Source organism: Anatilimnocola aquadivae (assembly GCF_049819085.1).
Lineage (GTDB): Bacteria > Planctomycetota > Planctomycetia > Pirellulales > Pirellulaceae > Anatilimnocola.
The window spans coordinates 7,938,319-7,953,759 of record NZ_CP187419.1 but is presented as its reverse complement, the minus strand read 5'-3'; the positions used below and the strand labels follow the sequence as shown (position 1 = coordinate 7,953,759).

General features: G+C 59.5%; 13 protein-coding genes. 7 read left to right on the top strand and 6 right to left on the bottom strand.

Annotated elements, in window-relative coordinates; genetic code table 11:
* The 4 genes from NA78x_RS31425 to NA78x_RS31410 all read left to right on the top strand — a co-directional run bounded on the left by NA78x_RS31425 (position 1) and on the right by NA78x_RS31410 (position 4,165).
* Entirely contained in the window at positions 1-942 is a 942-nt protein-coding gene (locus NA78x_RS31425; RefSeq protein ID WP_425616339.1) for a hypothetical protein, read from the top strand.
* A 39-nt stretch (positions 943-981) separates the two neighbouring features.
* Positions 982-2,106, top strand: coding sequence for an o-succinylbenzoate synthase (gene menC, locus NA78x_RS31420; protein ID WP_425616338.1), 1,125 nt, complete (start codon positions 982-984; stop codon positions 2,104-2,106).
* A 63-nt stretch (positions 2,107-2,169) separates the two neighbouring features.
* Complete coding sequence (locus tag NA78x_RS31415; RefSeq protein WP_425616337.1) at positions 2,170-2,778, top strand: hypothetical protein; 609 nt, start codon at positions 2,170-2,172, stop codon at positions 2,776-2,778.
* 328 nt (positions 2,779-3,106) lie between these two features.
* Positions 3,107-4,165, top strand: a complete 1,059-nt coding sequence (locus NA78x_RS31410; RefSeq protein ID WP_425614411.1) for an IS30 family transposase — start codon at positions 3,107-3,109, stop codon at positions 4,163-4,165.
* A gap of 336 nt (positions 4,166-4,501) precedes the next feature.
* Here the strand turns inward: NA78x_RS31410 and NA78x_RS31405 are convergent, their stop codons facing one another.
* The 3 genes from NA78x_RS31405 to NA78x_RS31395 form a co-directional block, all read right to left on the bottom strand.
* The gene (locus NA78x_RS31405) at positions 4,502-8,359 is read right to left on the bottom strand and encodes a DUF7133 domain-containing protein (RefSeq protein ID WP_425616336.1); all 3,858 of its coding nucleotides are present in this window, start codon (positions 8,357-8,359) and stop codon (positions 4,502-4,504) included.
* Positions 8,360-8,592: 233 nt separating this feature from the next.
* Complete coding sequence (locus tag NA78x_RS31400; protein ID WP_425616335.1) at positions 8,593-8,799, bottom strand: hypothetical protein; 207 nt, start codon at positions 8,797-8,799, stop codon at positions 8,593-8,595.
* Between the two features lie 223 nt (positions 8,800-9,022).
* Positions 9,023-9,319, bottom strand: coding sequence for a hypothetical protein (locus NA78x_RS31395; RefSeq protein ID WP_425616334.1), 297 nt, complete (start codon positions 9,317-9,319; stop codon positions 9,023-9,025).
* A 252-nt stretch (positions 9,320-9,571) separates the two neighbouring features.
* Between NA78x_RS31395 and NA78x_RS31390 the strand changes: the two genes are divergently transcribed.
* Together NA78x_RS31390 and NA78x_RS31385 are read left to right on the top strand one after the other, a co-directional pair.
* Positions 9,572-11,290 (top strand): amidase, encoded by a 1,719-nt coding sequence (locus tag NA78x_RS31390; RefSeq protein ID WP_425616333.1) that lies wholly within the window; start codon positions 9,572-9,574, stop codon positions 11,288-11,290.
* 169 nt (positions 11,291-11,459) lie between these two features.
* On the top strand, positions 11,460-12,326 hold the full coding sequence (locus NA78x_RS31385) for a sugar phosphate isomerase/epimerase family protein (protein ID WP_425616332.1): 867 nt from the start codon (positions 11,460-11,462) through the stop codon (positions 12,324-12,326).
* A gap of 15 nt (positions 12,327-12,341) precedes the next feature.
* Here NA78x_RS31385 and NA78x_RS31380 read toward each other — a convergent pair whose 3' ends face one another.
* The gene (locus NA78x_RS31380; protein ID WP_425616331.1) at positions 12,342-13,247 is read right to left on the bottom strand and encodes a hypothetical protein; all 906 of its coding nucleotides are present in this window, start codon (positions 13,245-13,247) and stop codon (positions 12,342-12,344) included.
* Between NA78x_RS31380 and NA78x_RS31375 the strand changes: the two genes are divergently transcribed.
* A complete protein-coding gene (locus NA78x_RS31375; protein WP_425616330.1) occupies positions 13,246-13,506 on the top strand; it encodes a hypothetical protein in 261 nt (86 codons plus the stop codon). The two genes, NA78x_RS31380 and NA78x_RS31375, sit on opposite strands and share 2 nt — an antisense overlap.
* A 25-nt stretch (positions 13,507-13,531) precedes the next feature.
* Here NA78x_RS31375 and NA78x_RS31370 read toward each other — a convergent pair whose 3' ends face one another.
* Positions 13,532-14,512, bottom strand: a complete 981-nt coding sequence (locus NA78x_RS31370; protein ID WP_425616329.1) for a 3-keto-disaccharide hydrolase — start codon at positions 14,510-14,512, stop codon at positions 13,532-13,534.
* An 83-nt stretch (positions 14,513-14,595) separates the two neighbouring features.
* A complete protein-coding gene (locus NA78x_RS31365) occupies positions 14,596-15,114 on the bottom strand; it encodes a GNAT family N-acetyltransferase (protein ID WP_425616328.1) in 519 nt (172 codons plus the stop codon).
* Positions 15,115-15,441 lie beyond the last annotated feature (327 nt).

Here is a 15,441-nt window from a genome sequence, read left to right as displayed (position 1 = left end):
GTGGCCACCGTTACCAAAGATCAAGCCGCTCAACCCCCGGCCCGACCTTCGTCGAGGATGCCCGTGCATACTCCGCGCAATGCCGGTTTGCAGGTCTCGGCCTACGACCAGGTCGCCGGTGGCCTGATCGCGATCCTGACGATCTTTGGCTTCATCGTCATCATGATGTTCATCATCTGGGCCTCGAGCCGCATCTGGTTCCCGGAGCAACCGGCGATTCCGGTGATGGTGCTGGAAGACGTGGGCGGCGGTGGCAGCGGCAATGGTACCGGCGGCAGTGGCGAAGCCTCTGACCAGCAATTCGAAGAACCCTCGTCGCAAGAACTGGCCGAAGTCAGCGATGCCAAGATCGAGCAAACCCTGGATGCCATTTCGCTCGTCGTCACGCCGGAAGTAGCCGACCTGAGCATCGCGGAAACCTCTTCCGGGTTTGGTAATGGCGTGGGAACCGGAACCGGCGATGGTCGCGGACCAGGTCCCGGTGGACCGGGCACCAGCGATGGCATTCCTTCCTGGGAACGCTGGGAAGTGCGCCTCAATGCGACCACCACCGAGGAGTACGCCAAGCAACTCGACTTCTTCAAGATCGAACTGGGTATCGCCGGCGGCGGCAGCCCGAATGTGACCTACGTTTCGAACGTCACCTCCGACAAGCCTACAGTCCGTGTCGGCAACCCGAAGGACGAAAAGCGGCTTCGCTTCATGCATCGCTCGGGGCTGCTGCGCGACGCCGATCGTCGACTCGCGCAGAAGGCCGGAGTGAACGTCGATAACAAAGTCGTGTTCCAGTTCTACAGCCCCGAGACCTACACGAATCTCCTCACACTCGAGAACGTCAAAAAAGGACAGCGCCGAATTATCGAAGTTCGCCGCACCGTCTTCGGCGTGAAGAACACCGCCGGGCGATACGAGTTTTTCGTCATCAGCCAGGACTATCGGTAATTCTTAGCCGCTAAACCTTAGCCTCGCGAAAATCGCCCGATGAAGATCGATCGCATCGACCTGTTTCATGTGGCCATGCCGTTGATCTCGCCCTGGCGAACGGCCTATGGCGAAGATGCTTCGATTCACGCGGTTCTGTGTCGCTTCAGTAGTGGTTCGTTCGTAGGCTGGGGCGAGAGTTCCCCGCTGGCCGCTCCCTGCTACAGCCCGGAATGGGGCGGCGGCATCTTTGCCGTCTGTCGCGATTGGCTCGCGCCGGCTTTGCTCGGCCACGATGTCACCAGCGGCGAAGATTTGCAGCGACGCCTGGGGCACTTCAAAGGCAATCCGTTCGCCAAGGCCGTCCTCGATTCCGCCTGGTGGAGCCTCGCCAGTCGTCTGCAGAACAAACCGCTCCATCAACTGCTGGGCGAGTATGCAGGCTGCACCCCGCGCGACGAAGTGGCCGTCGGTGCCGATTTCGGCGTGCTCGATACCATCGAGGAACTGCTGCCGTGTGTCGACGCCGCGGTCGCAGAGGGCTTCCCCCGCATCAAGCTCAAGTTTCGACCGGGTTGGGATCTGCCCATGGTCCGCGCCGTGCGCGAGCGGCATCCCACGCACCCGATTCATATCGACTGCAACAGCGGTTATCGCCTCAGCGATGTTCCACTGTTTCAGCAGGTCGATGAATTGAACCTGGCGATGATCGAACAGCCTTTGCAGCACGACGACCTGGTCGATCATGCCCAGTTGCAACGGGCCATTCGCACGCCCGTGTGTCTCGACGAAAGCCTGATCACCTTGCGACAAGCGCAGCAGGCTATCGCTCTGGGCAGTTGCCGCTACGCGAACATCAAGCCGGGCCGAGTCGGCGGGCTTACGAATGCCGTGCAGTTGCACAACGAGTTTCAACGAGCAGGCATTCCCTGCTGGGTCGGTGGCATGCTGGAAAGCGCCGCCGGTGCCTCGCTCTGCGTCTCGCTGGCGATGTTGCCAAACTTCACCTACCCGGCCGATATCTTCCCGAGTAGCCGCTTTTATCATCACGATCTCAGCGACCCGCCGCTGGAACTGATTCGCACCAGCGACGGCCTTCCCGGCGTCCGCGCCCCGCAAGAACTGCCCGAGCCCAACAGCGACCGACTCGCCCGCGTTACCGTGCAACGGGCCACTCTCTCCTAAACCAACAATCCGGAGCTGGTTGGTTGTTGTGTTGCGCGGTTCCGTGCAACGGAGTACAGCGACTTGTCTGAGCCCATACCAACGACGCGTAGGCTCCCGCGTGTTTCGCTCCGCTGGCTGTTGGTGCTCGTTGCCATCGTGCCACTCGGCGTCGGTCTGTTGGTGCGGGCCCAACGCGAGAAGGTTTGGGGATATGAGTTGAGGCAGGCCAATCTGGGAGTGTCCGCGACGCAGATCACGGACGCTCATATGGTCTATGCAGCTTGGCGAATTCGGGCGAGTGGCCGCGAAGAACTGGTTTACCTGCTGGTGATTCCCTCCGGCGACAGCGTTCTTGGCACAACGGGCATGGAGTTTATTCATGCCTCCGCAGTGAGCGCCGAAATTAATCGAGGGATTTGGATTCGCCCCGACTGCCTCTACTCCGATTGCCGGAGCCTGAGCAACCACCAGTATCCGACGGTGTGGCTGTACCGAGTGTCTGATAACGCGCTCAAGCATCACAACGAAGAGAAGATTGTCGACCAAGTGAAGGGCATCTCGCCCGGAGATCTGCGATTCAGTCGCGACGACTTCGCAAACTTCAGCAAGAGCCAGCTTTGGCTAAACAAGTTGAAGCCACTGGCCACGGCGGAGTCAGAGCGGTTCTATACGGGGCCTGGTAAGAAGTAAACGAGGCAACAGCGACTCGCCCGCGTTACCGCGCATCGCACCACTCTCTCCTAAACGTCCAACAATCGGTCTGGTTATTGGACAGGCACTGATTCCCGTTTCTTGCCGAAAGTTGTTGCACTTAAAACACTTGCGTCTGCTCGGCGAATTCTCGCCATCATCCTCTTTGTCCAACAATCGGGCGAATTGTTGGACAGGCTACTGACCGCTGCTGCAGCTACCGCCTCGTCAAGAACCACGCAGCCGAACCGCCGATCGCGGCCTCACTTTGCGTACCACCAAACTGTAAGAGAACGGGTGCGTGCAAAATTGAAGTGCAAGCTAGCGTATGGTGGCTGAGAGTAGGAAAGGCCATCGCTGGGTGTTTGAATATCAGAATCTCACTTGCAGATACTCAAACGGAGGCCCAGCGATGGTTTACAAGCAGCTTAGGGTTGAGGAGCGTGAAATCATAGCGACGATGAATGCTCAGGGTTGTACTCAGGCTGCCATCGCCGAGGCGACTCATCGCGATGCTTCGACAATCAGTCGCGAATTGAGTCGCAATCGGCCGCGGAGTTGTTACTCGGCATCGGTGGCCCAGGGACTGGCGATGCGTCGGCGGGCGGCGGCTGGGCGGCCGCGTCGCAAGTTCGAGCAGCCAGAGATTCGGGAGGCGGTCAAGAAGCAACTCCAAGAAGGCTGGTCTCCGGAGCAGATCGCAGGTGTGAGCAAGCGTCAGTTTCCCGAGGATCCGCGCCGTTGGATCTCGCGGCAGACGATCTACAACTCGCTCCGCCGTGACGACCACGGACGCCCACTGCAGAAGTGCCTGCGTCGTTATCACCTGCACAAACGCCGTTGCCGCGCGCGAAAAGAGCGGATCTGCCCGCAATTGGAACAACGACCCGCGATCATTAACGAACGGGGCCGCTGCGGCGATTGGGAAGGAGATTTGATTTGCAGCGGCGGTCATGACCAGTTCTCGCTGGTGAGTCTCGTCGAACGTCAAACGGGCTACGTCGAACTGATCCTGGTTCCCAACAAAACGTCCGACGTGGTGATGAGCGCTATTCGTGTTCGCCTGGGAAAACACCCGCGTGAGTTGCGTCAGAGCGTGACGTTCGACAACGGCTCCGAATTCAGCCGCTGGGAATGGCTGCAGTGGATCCTGACCCTGCTGATCTTCTTCGCACATCCGCACTCACCTTGGGAGCGCGGCACGAACGAAAACACAAACGGCCTGGTCCGCGAATACTTCCCGAAAGGCACGCGCTTCAGCCAGGTCACTCGCTACGAGGTCCAAGCCGTCCAGGAAAAACTCAATCACCGACCTCGAAAACGACTGGATTTTCAAACACCCCACGAAGCCCTTTCAAAACATTGCTGTCTTGCAGTTCAAACTTGACTTCACCACGTCTCACCATTTCCGCAAATGGGTGAGCGTTTGTCAAGAGTGTCGTTGCGATTTATTTCATAATTTGCAACGATTTGTTGGCCGTCTATTGATGTTCCTCGCGGGTCGTCGCCGGCAGAGTCGGACATCCGACTCTCTGACCCGCTGACTTCCAGCCGCAGCTAGCGCAAAAGCCAATGAACCCCCGGGGCAGGCCCGGGGGCGGAGAAGAAGTTTTTGATTCCCGATCCCCGATCCCCGATTCCCGATCCCCGATCCCCGATTCCCGATCCCCGATCCCCGATTCCCGATCTCCGACTCCCGATCTCTGAATCCCGGCGCCCGAACTCAGCGGTTCAGTTTTTCGAGGGGGCGGCGGGCGATGCCGGACTTGCCGGTGCGTTCGAGATAGGCCATCAGGTCGGCGATCTCTTCGGGAGTGAGGGTTTCGAGCAGGCCAGCAGGCATGGCAGAGACCTTGCTCGGCTTGGTCTCTTCGATGTCGTTCGAGGGAACCGAAATTCGTTCGCCGGTCTGCGTGAGGATGACGGTTTCGCCGGCACCACCGGGGGCAACGAGGCCGATGAGTGTGCGGCCATCGGTCAGCTGCACGGTCTTGCCTTGATACTGCGACGAGATGACCATCGAGGGATAGTAGATCGATTCGAGCAGTTCTTTCTTCGTGAAGCGGCTCGAAACGGTCGTTAGATCCGGGCCCATCGATTCGCCCCGATCGCCGAAGCGGTGACACTTGGCGCACTGAGCCTTGACGAACACTTCGGCTCCGCGAGTGGCCGTTGCCTTCTCGGCTTCTTCGCCGTTAAGGTACGAGACGAGTGCTTCGAAGGTGTACTTGGCATCGGGCGATACGGGGATCACGGCATCGGGCAGTTCCGGATACTTTTGCGTGAACCACTTTTGCCACGAAGCGAGCTTGGTCTGCGTGTCGCCTTCGGCGGCCAGTTCTTCACCGGTCCAGAACTGCAGCAGTTCGATGGCGGGCTCGGAACCTTTTTCTTTCATCTTCAGGCCGAGCAGAATCACGTTGCGATACGGATCGGCTTCTTCAGGAGCTTGCGGCACGGTGGCCAACTTGCCGAGCACTTCGCGGGCGGCGGCCGGTTCCAGCGAAGGCAAACTGCGGACGAGGTAGGGCCAGTTGTCGCCTTCGGGCTTTTGCGACAGGCCGACAGCAATGGCCTGGCGGCGTTCGGGATCGCGTTCCCAGATCTTGCGGAGGTAGGCCAGCGAAGCGTCGTCGCCGCTACGAGACATCACGGCGACAATGCCGACCTTCAGCCGTTGGAATGAATCCCCTTCGCGATCGGCGAGGCGCTCATCGAGTTCGATCAGCGACTGCAGGGTTGTGTCGTCGATGCTTTCGGGAACCTTATAAAGGGCACCGAGAGCCGCGTTCGGCATTTCGGTTCCTTGAGCCAGCACGAGGCGTGACTCTTGTTCGCTCATGCCTTTGGCAAAATCGCGCGTCGCGGCAATGATGTAGCGGGCATAGCTGCCGCCACCCTTCTTGGCATTGGCCGTTTCGTAGAACTTGAGCAGATCCAGGCGTTGCTCGGAGGTCCAGCCCGTTTCGACAAAGCGAAGGTGCATGGCCATGTGCAACTTGTCGGCATCGGTCACGCCCGACTTCAGATACTCGAGATAGCGGGGGGTGATGCTGGTTTCTTGCATGGCCGTGAGCAAGCGAATCAGCTCGCGGTTCATTGTCGGTTCGCCCGAAGGGAACTCTTCGGCGAGCATGGTGCGCAGCGCTGGGAGTTCGTCCGGCGGCACTTCGCCTTGATGCAAGGCAACTTGTGTCAAGCGGAGCAGATCGATGAAATCGCCATCGCTGACGAATTGTTGCATGTGCTTTTGCACTCGCTGCAGCACTTCCAAGCTGTGCTCTTTGCTCGGGTGAGCAACCATCAGCGCGAGACCACCCTGCAGCAACAGGCGGTGACCAGGCGCATCGAGAGTCTTCTTTTTCCAGGCTTCGAGTGGCATCCGTTCGAGCAAGCGACGGGCCGACCACGCTTCAAAGCGATCGTCGGAAGCGAGCAGCTTGAGCAGATTGTCGACCGGCGGAGCCTGGTCGGCTCGCGAGAGAGCTTCGCAAGCACTGCGGCGGACGAAGCGATCGGAGTCATCGAGCAGTTCGATCAAGCGGACGTGACAATCTTCGGTCGGATGCAGGCCCATCAACTGGGCTGCTTTGGCTCGCACCACTTCGTTCTTTTCTTGCGACAACTGCAGCAGCAGTTCTTGGGTTGGCTCGGGGCCGTATAGCTGCATCAGATCGAGGGCTTGCAGGCGATAGTTGACGGGATTCGCCGCCGACTGAGCCACGCCAATCAGGCTCGGGTTCCATTCCGGACCCAGTTGCTTCTTGAGCGCGGCCAGGTTCTGCCGAGCCCACGCGCTGCCGACTTGAGGTTGGCGAATGACGGCCGTCAGGCCGGTACCGACATTCGAGATTTGTTCGGGAACTTGCCCCTTCCAGGTAACGCGATAGACACCGCCCGCAGTGCCCCGACCACCGGTGACAAAGTAGAGCGAACCATCGGGGCCCACTTCGAGATCGGTCACGTTGAGCGGATTGCCGCTGAGGAAGACCTCGGGAGTGGCTTTGTAGGTCGCACCGTTCCGCTGCATCTTGATGGCCGTGATGGTCCCCTTGGACCAATCGGCGGTGAAGATTGCGCCGTGATAGCGGAGCGGGAACATGAAGTGGTTGTAGCTGGTGATGCCGGTGGGCGAGCCCTTGCCGGTATCGAGCGTGGCGGGGAGCGAATCGAAGTAATACTCGGGCCACTTCGACCAGCCACTGCGCCAGCCATATTCGCCGCCGGGCAGAATGTGAGCGAGACGCGTGGGCCGATACCAGGGCAAACCTTCATCCGATTCCATGTCGGCATCGTGGATGAACATTTCGCCTTCGCGGTTGAAGCACAGGTCGTAGGGGTTGCGCAGACCACCGGCGACCACCTGCACACCGCTGCCCGTGGGATCGGTACGAATGACGATGCCACCGGGAGCAGTCACGCCCGCGGCATGGCCGGTCGGGTCTTCGTACTTCGGTCCGACAATGTCACCTTCGTAAAAATCGCGATGCGGGCTGCCGGCATCGGGTTCGTTTTGCAGTTGCACGTGGTTGCCGAGCATGATGTAGATGAGGCCATCGGGACCAAGCACCAGGCCGTGAGCGCCATGTTCGGCGTTCTCGGTAGGGAACTTCAAAATGGTTTTGACATCTTCGAGATTGCCGTCGCGGTCTTTGTCGGCCAGGCGATAGAGTGCGGGGCCATCGGGACCGTCAGCCGTCACAAACACTTCGCCATTGAGGGCCAGAATGCCCTGGCAGTTTTTTACCTTGTCGCAGAAGACGCGCACCTTATCGAGCTGTTTGTCGCTGTTGCTGTCGTAGACCATCAGCAGCGGGCCACCTTCGCGCGAGCAGAGCAAGTTGCCGAACTCGTTGAACGAGGCGGCGATCAGCGAGCCAGCTTGTTCGGTGCTGATGATTTGTTGCACGTCGAACTCGGGCGAGATATCGAACCGTTCGTTGCGAGTTGTTTCGGTCAGATGGGTCTCAGCGGCGGGCGCTTGTTCGCGACGATCCCAGGGGGCAGTGCCGCCCAGCGGACCATAGGCAACCGCGGCTTCCCAGCCGCGATCGCTGTAGAGAACCGTGTTCCATAAGGGAAACGGCCGGAGCGTGGTTTTCCAGCTGCTGTCGCTCGAAAACGACTTCCAACCGGCGGTCTTTTCTTTCACCGTCATGCGTACAACGAGCGCAGCAGAACCGGCGGTTTGATTTGTGACTTTCACGGCGACGACGTTGGGCCCGCGCACGAGCGACTTGGTCACATCGTATTCGTCGAGCTTCTTGGTCGACTCGCCCGAGCCAATGCGGCGGCCGTTGATATACAGTTCGTAAGCATCGTCGGCTGCGATCGCCAGTTGAGCCGCTTCGGGCTCCTTGAGCGTGAAGGTCTTGCGAAAATGGCATTCGGCCTTCGCGGGAACGGCATCTTTGGTGTGGCTGGAAGTCCAGATCCACTGAGCCTCGAGCGCTGGTTCTTGCGCAGCGAGCGTAGGCGAAAAGATGGCGGCGGGAACGACAATTGCCAGTGCCCAGCAGGCGACCATTGCCTGATTCCAGGTCTGCAAACGAGCCACGGCTGCACGGGTCCATCCGTTCATGGCAAACTCATCGTCGATTCGCGACGATGCCTATTCTAAGGCCGCTGGCAGTGCAGCCGACATCCTTGTCGCCCCCAGCTGGAGGCTCACTTCGGCACCTTAACAAAAGATGTCACCGCGCGACAATGGCGAAAATACGGCTCTGGCGCGAGTGCGGCAGCCATTGCGAAGCTGGGTAACCTTCCTGACCCGACAGCAGCGTGTTTGGTTCATCCCCGAGTGATAGCACGACTCTACTTCGGCTTTTTAGGGATGCCGGAAATGCGACCAGCGGCAGCGCTGACGGGGCGCGGGTCGGGCCACTTACTAACAAGGCTCTTGAGAGATTTGGTAATGGCCAGGTCGTATTCGACGAAGGCGTTCAGGTCGACGGCGATACGACCGTGGGCCCGGTTGTGGCAAAGAACGAGTTGTAGATCTGGCCCGGGACCGGTTTGCATGGCATGCCTTTGGGGGTAAAGGCCGCGTTTTCCCTGCGGCGAACTGGGAACAAGCTCCCGTGTGCGTTCAAGCTCTCTGACGGTTATTCGCTCGAACCGCCCCGGTATTATTCCGACGCTATTTCTCTGACGTACGAGCACCCCCCTTGGTTCGCGGGGAAACACACCGGGTTACCGCAAAGCAGGGGCGGCCGACAGTTCAGCCAGCAGGCTCTAAGTTGCACTATGGCCCCGTGAAGCCGACTTTGACCTCAAGGTCACTCAGTTTGCCGTGCTCGCCCAGGATCGTGACAATCCAGCTTATGTCCACAAACGGAGCCGACGGTTGTGTGCGACGAGCAATGCACTCATTGGCGGATTCGCGATCGATTCTAAACCCAAACGCCTTCAACTGCTCAACCGCTGTAGACATGTCAGTTCCAACGGGAATCTCGCGAAGCAATTGCAACTTGGCCTCTTCGGGCCTTTGAGAGAGAACCAGCTTGGTAGGTGGCGTCTGGCTGGAGCGACGATTACTCATCGAGCAGCCGCCGCATACCAGGACAAGTAGCACAGTCGTCAGAGATGCGAAGGAGTATTGCGAAAGGGAGTTCATGCTGCCAGTTTTAACTGCGTCTGAGAAAGCCGGCCAGAGTAACCTTGTTGCGCGTCGTTCTTTGGGGAAACGAAGAGCTGATCGTTTCGGCGCAGATGCAATTACCGAAAAAAGGCTTGCTTGCCAGGCATTGCCCCTGACAATGGCGGCAGCACAATCCTGCCGTGAGAAAAGACGATGCCAGAACCCAACGATTTCTCTCCCCATATTCTGGCCGCTGGCCGGGCTCTTTCGCGGCGTCATCTGCTCGCAGCCTTGACCGGCGCCGGCATCGGAACCGTCGCCTTTCAACGGGCACTGGCGGCTCAGGTGGAACAAGTCGGAAAGATCACGCCGCAACTCATTGAGCAATCCGAGTGGATTGCCGGCATCGAACTTTCGGAAGAAGATCGCCAGTCCGTCGCCGACGCGGTGCAGCGAGATCAGCGCAAGCTGGAACTGCTGCGGCAGGTCGATCTGGAAAACAGCGTGCCGCCCGCGCTCACCTTTTTCGCTGCTCCTCCCCAGCGAACGACCGCCAAGATCGATCGCCAGGCCATCCGCCCGCTGCCTGGCAAAGCAGCCGTCGAACGACCGGCGACCGATGACGACCTTGCGTTTTTGCCGGTCACGCAACTCGCCGCTCTTCTGAAAGCGAAGAAGGTCTCTTCGACCGAACTCACCAAGCTCTATCTGGCTCGGCTCAAAAAGTTCGACCCGTTGCTGAAGTGCGTCGTGTCGCTCACCGAGGAGTTAGCATTGAAACAGGCCGCGCGGGCCGACGAAGAGATCGCAGCGGGCAAGTACCGCGGCCCGCTGCATGGAGTGCCTTGGGGCGCGAAGGACCTCATCGCCGTGCCGGGCTACAAAACAACCTGGGGAGCGAAACACTATCAAGATCAATCGCTCGATGTGCTGGCGACCGTAGCGCGCCTCTTGGAAGATGCCGGCGCGGTGCTGCTCGCCAAGCTGTCGGTTGGCGCGTTGGCTTGGGGCGACGAATGGTTCGGCGGCCTGACCCGCAATCCTTGGAACCCCGCCGAAGGTTCCAGCGGCTCGTCGGCCGGTTCCACGTCCGCTGTCGTCGCTGGCCTTGTCGGCTTCGCCCTTGGGAGCGAAACACTGGGAAGCATCGTCTCCCCCTGCCGACGTTGCAGCGCCTCGGGCCTGCGGCCGACCTTCGGCCGCGTCAGCCGGTTTGGCTGCATGACACTCTGCTGGAGCATGGACAAGATCGGCCCCATCGCCCGCTCCATCGAAGACTGTGCCATCATCCTGGGTGCGATTCACGGCAGTGACCCCAACGACATTTCCGCAGTTGATCAGCCTTTTGTCTGGCCGCCGCCGCACAAGGTCGATTCGCTCAAGGTTGGCTATTTCGAAGGCGACCGGCCCGCAGAAGAGAAACGAGCGATCGACGTGCTGAAGAAACTGGGCGTCACGCTCGTTCCCATCAAGCTGCCGAAGAAGTATCCGGTCGGGGCACTAACTCTCATTCTCAACACCGAAGCCGCCGCGGCCTTCGACGATCTGACTCGCGCGAGCGTGCGCGAGGGGATTGGCAAATGGGGAACCACGTTCCGCCAAGGACAATTCGTCACCGCCGTCGACTACCTGCGTGCCAACCGCATTCGCACGCTCGTGATGCAAGAGATGGCGGAAGTCATGCAGGGGATTGACGCCTACGTCGGCGGCGACGACCTGGTGCTCACCAACTACACCGGTCATCCTACCGTCATCGTGCCCGACGGCGATCGCGAGGGTAGCTCCAGCGGGCAACCGGGCACTATCACCTTCACCGGCACGCTCTTTGGCGAGTCCAAGCTGCTGGCTCTCGCCCATGCCTATCAGCAGGCCAGCGATGCCCACCAGAAGCGCCCGCCCTTGGATGAACTGGCGGCCAAGCCCAAAGACTAGCTCCACCGAGCTTCGCTGCCGGGCACCTGAGTGCGGCACTTGCCAATTCGCTCCGACTGGTTGAGGCGAGCTCTCGCGCCCTTCATAATGCGCAGCGGGTTTGCTGCCAGCTGGCCCGTCTCTACCTTCCGCATCCAGACTTCTCCCTTCAAGCTCGCTCGAGGTTCTCATGCATCCTTCCCTCTCCCGTCGCCGCTTTCTCGCCATCTCTGCTGCTGCCGCCGCGGGAGCGACCTGGTTCGATGTTCCCCAGGTTCTCGCCAAGGCCAACTTGCTGGCCGATGATCCGTGGGGTGGCTTTCCGCTCGGGGCTCAAAGCTATTCGCTGCGAAACTTCAATACGGCCGAAGCAGTGCGGCACCTGCAAGGCATGGGTCTGCACTATGCCGAGTTCTACAACAAGCACCTCGATGCCAAGGCCACCGACGAGCAAATTGCCGAGACCCAAAAACTGCTTAAGGACGCCGACATCAAGCTGGCCGGTCACGGTGTGCATGGTTTCGGCAAAGATCACGAAGCCAACAAGAAGCTCTTTGACTTCGCCAAGAAGATCGGCGTGCGCGTCATCACTGCTAATCCGACTCCCGATTCGTTCGACAGCCTCGATAAGCTCGTGGCCGAATACGACATTCGCATCGCCATTCACAATCACGGCCCGAATGCCTTGTTCGACAAGCTCGACAGCGTGAAGAAGGCTGTCGCTGGTCGGCACAAGAACTTCGGCGCGTGCGTCGACTGCGGTCACTTCATCCGCAGCGGCGAAGACCCGGTCAAGTGTGTGCTGGAACTGGGCGATCGCGTGTTCGGTGCCCACATCAAGGACGAGAAGGAAGCCAACACACCCAAGACCAGCAACGTCATCATCGGCAAGGGGCACCTCGATGTTGTCGGCCTCTTCAAAGCGCTGCGCACGATCAAGTTCCCCGCCGATGGTTCCCTTTGCCTCGAATACGAAGCCAATCCCAAGGACCCGATCAGCGAAATGAAGGAATGCCTTGCCGTGGCCAAAGAAGCCATTGCCAAGAGTGCTGCCTAGCTCGCCTTGCGATTTTCAAAACCACCATTCCGTTTGCATCGCAAGCGGGATGCCGCGGTTGTCGTTGGGCGGGAATCGGCGGATGCTCAGTTCGGCATGCATGTTGATGGGGTTGCTATAAAACTCGGTCTCGGCGACGTGCGTTTTGACATCGCGCTTCTCGTGGTCGCTAAAACCTACCTGCGAGGTTTCGGAATAGTTGTAAGAGCCTTGCTTGATCTTGTCGCGACTGATTCGTTTGTAGATGTCTTCGTATTCGTCTTCGTTGCCAATGTTCTTCTTGCCCCCTTGAGGGCCCCCGGCACCGTAGTTCATTAGAATCACTTCGCACGAACCGCCGCTGCCGTCCATTCGAATCAGCTTGAAGACCGGCACATTCTCTTGGCCGCGCATCTGCGTGTACACCGCTTCGCGCTTCGGGCCTTTCACTTCGCCGCCCCAGTGAAAGATGGTGGCCCCGGCCGACATCTGATACCAGATCCAGCCATGGTCATCCAAATAGACATCGCCCGAGAGCGCATCGCGAACAGGAAACCAGCCCTCCATGGTCATGGTTTCTTTCGTCGCCTGGGCCGGGCAGGCTTTGTGCGCGGGGTAGACATCGAGTCCCGGGCCCAGCGGCGTGGGCCGGCCGCGATTCCGATCGTTGAATGTTCGCACTTCGTGGCAATTGGCCAGAAAGGTTTGCCGCGGACCATTTTTTGAAGCCATCTGCGCTTCGGCATATTCTTGCGGCAAGCGCGCGAGCGAGGTTGGCAGCACGTTGAAGTAGTTGCGAACCTTGCTGGCCCAGGGCGGCACCCGTCCGGGAAAAATCTTGGCCCAACCACCGAAGGCTTTGGCTTGAAACAGAATCTCGGCCGGCGAGTGCTTGAGCCAACATTTGTAGTCGCGCATTTCGTCAATGTTCAAGTTGGCCATGGCAAGTTCTCAGCAAGCAGATTCCAGCGAGGCACTGGTTGGTGGTTCGGTGTGCGAAGGATCGCGCCCCTATCCTCCTAATCTCCTTCCGCGTAACGAGCGGCCAAAATGTGACAAGAAAGTTTGTCGAGTCGCGACAACCGCTGGCGTGCCAGCGATCTACGTCGATGGTCACGCCATGCTCGTCCGCGGTCTCAATCAAATCGAGAACTTCATCGGCAATGCCAGCCGGGCGCTCCGCGAAGCGAAGCGCGAGTAGGCACCATCTTCCACAAGGAGAAGAGTTATTTCTTCTCGACCACCCAGATGTTGCGGAAGGCAACTGGGTTGCCGTGATCTTGCAGGAACAGGCCGAGCGCTTCGGGGCCTTCCTTGGCGCGGCCAGGAGTGCCATCCTTCAGGTCGAGATTCTCATGAATCACGACGCCGTTGTGCTTGATGGTGGCGCGGGCGTTCTCGACCTTCTTGCCGTTCTCGTACTTGGCGGCGGTGAAGTCGATGTCGTAGGTTTGCCAGGCCAGAGGCGGCAAGCACATGTTCACATTGGGCACGGCGACGGTGTAGATGCCGCCGCATTCGTTGTTTTTGCCATCGAGGCCGAATGAATCGAGCACTTGCAGCTCGTAACGGCTTTGCAGGTACACGCCGCTGTTGCCCCGCTGCTGGCCGCGAGCACCCGGCATGAAAGGCGTGCGAAACTCAATGTGAAACGAGTGATCGCCGAACTTGGCGTTCGATTCGCAGTTTGTCGGGCCGAGCAGGTTCCCCTCGACCAGCTTGCCGTTCTTGAAGTTGTCGGCGGTGGTGCCGTCGAACAGCACCTTGGCCCCTTCCGGCGGCTTGGCACCCAGCGTAGGGCTCTTCCGCTCGGTCTTCTTGATCTCAGCGACCTTCTTGTCACCATGCACAACGGTCAGCGTGCCGTCCTTGATCGTGGCGGTCCAATCGTCCCCTTTGACGTTGACGGTGCCATCAGTGGCGGTCTCGGCTTTGCCGGTCTTGGTGGCGTCGCCCCGCTTCCAGCCATCACCGGGCAAGCCGCCCGGGTACCCAACGACGTCGAACTTGCCATCGCCCAGGGCAATCACTTGCACGCCCCACTTGTGACCTTCGATATCGGAGCCGGCGTATTCGCCTTGCACGACGAAGTCGGGTCCGGCGTCTTTTTCATTCGTGAAAGTCAGTTTCGGATCCGCGGCCACACCCACGCTGGCCACCGCCAGCAGCAGACCCATCGACCAAGCCATCATTCGCCCGTTACGCATCGCTCGTCACTCCCTAAGGTTTTTCAGTCGCGAGAAAGTTCGCCAGAATTCGTCTGCTATTCTGCAAGGGGAGTGAGCGCGAATCAAGCTGAGGAGTGCTCCGGATAGGCATCTGCCTTCGTTCGTTCCCAGCGCCACACCGGTCCATCTTCCTGATCGATCACATCGCCGACGAAGCGAAAGCCGGCCTTTTCGAGCGCTCGGCACGAAGCATTTCGCTCGGGCAAGGTATGGGCGATGACCTGGTTCACTTCGGGTGACAAGAGCGCACAAGCGGTCAGTTCGGTGGCCATGGTCGTGGCATGACCGCGATTCTCGAAGGGTGGGAAAGTGAAGTACGCGATCTCGATCAGGCCCTCGGCGGTCGGAGCCTCTTTGTAGGCACAGGTGCCGATGATCTGGTTGGTTGTATCATCGATGGCCAGAAACGCGCCCCACTGCAACGGCCGCGGCTTCCGCTCATATAGCGACAGGGTATGGTCGAAGATGTTGGGCAGCCACTCCGCGGCGGGACCAATCGTGGCACCCATTGCACTCTCGCACTCCGCCGGCGAAGTGCGGAAGGTCTCGGCTAGTTGTAGGTCAATGGAAACAAGTTGCATTGCACACTCTTTGCGGGTGTTGGCCAGGATATAGCGGTCAGCGCCAATAGCTGATGACGATGCCGATTGCGCAGCAGATTGCGAAAATGATCAATGCCAGAACCGCAAATTGTCGTCTTTTCGCTTCGCAGTTGATGCATAACGCGCTGCCAGGATACTTGTGGGCGGTGATATGGTTCTCGCAGCAAAATAGACCGCACTTCGCACAAGCGCGCGTCGATTTCAGGCCACAGATGTGGCAATTCGTTCGCGACCGTTTGGAGCGCCTGGTCGGGCAGCCACAATGCGGACACGCTGCCGCTTGTGTCGATACTTCTCGCGTGCATT